Here is a 1,085-nt window from a genome sequence, read left to right on the forward strand (position 1 = left end):
GTGGAGACCCAGTGCCTGGCCGACTCCCACGGCAACGTGGTCGTCGTCTCCACCCGTGACTGCTCCCTCCAGCGCCGCCACCAGAAGCTGGTCGAGGAGGCCCCGGCGCCGTTCCTGTCCGAGGCGCAGACGGCCGAGCTGTACGCGTCCTCCAAGGCCATCCTGAAGGAGGCCGGCTACGTCGGCGCCGGCACGGTGGAGTTCCTCGTCGGCGTGGACGGCACGATCTCCTTCCTGGAGGTCAACACCCGGCTCCAGGTCGAGCACCCGGTCACCGAGGAGGTCGCCGGCATCGACCTCGTGCGCGAGATGTTCCGCATCGCCGACGGCGAGGCCCTCGGCTACGGCGACCCGGTCCTGCGCGGTCATTCCATCGAGTTCCGCATCAACGGCGAGGACCCGGGCCGCGGCTTCCTGCCCGCCCCCGGTACCGTCACCGCGTTCGCCCCGCCGACCGGTCCCGGCGTCCGCCTGGACGCGGGCGTCGAGTCCGGGTCGGTCATCGGCCCCGCGTGGGACTCGCTGCTGGCCAAGCTGATCGTCACCGGCGCGACCCGGCAGCAGGCGCTCCAGCGGGCCGCCCGCGCGCTGGCCGAGTTCCAGGTCGAGGGCATGGCCACCGCCATCCCGTTCCACCGCGCGGTGGTCGCCGACCCGGCGTTCGCCCCCGAGCTCACCGGCTCCGCCGACCCGTTCACGGTCCACACCCGCTGGATCGAGACCGAGTTCGTCAATGAGATCCCGGTCTTCGCCGCCCCGACGGACGCCGAGGCCGAGGACGACACCGACCGCGAGACGATCGTCGTCGAGGTCGGCGGCAAGCGCCTGGAGGTCTCCCTCCCGGTCTCGCTCGGCATGTCCCTGGCCCGCACCGGCCTCGCGGCGGGCGCCAAGCCCAAGCGCCGCGCGGCCAAGAAGTCCGGCCCCATGGCCTCCGGCGACACCCTCGCCTCCCCGATGCAGGGCACGATCGTCAAGATCGCCGTCGAGGAGGGCCAGGAAGTCAAGGAGGGCGACCTGATCGTCGTCCTCGAAGCGATGAAGATGGAGCAGCCGCTGAACGCGCACCGCTCCGGCACGGTCAA

1 protein-coding gene is annotated in these 1,085 nt (G+C 72.1%); it reads left to right on the plus strand.

The window, feature by feature from the left end; translation table 11 throughout:
- A partial coding sequence (locus ACWCPF_RS45475) for an ATP-binding protein (protein WP_451051036.1) occupies nucleotides 1-1,085 on the plus strand: 1,085 nt, incomplete at both ends.

The organism is Streptomyces sp. NPDC001858, assembly GCF_053594615.1.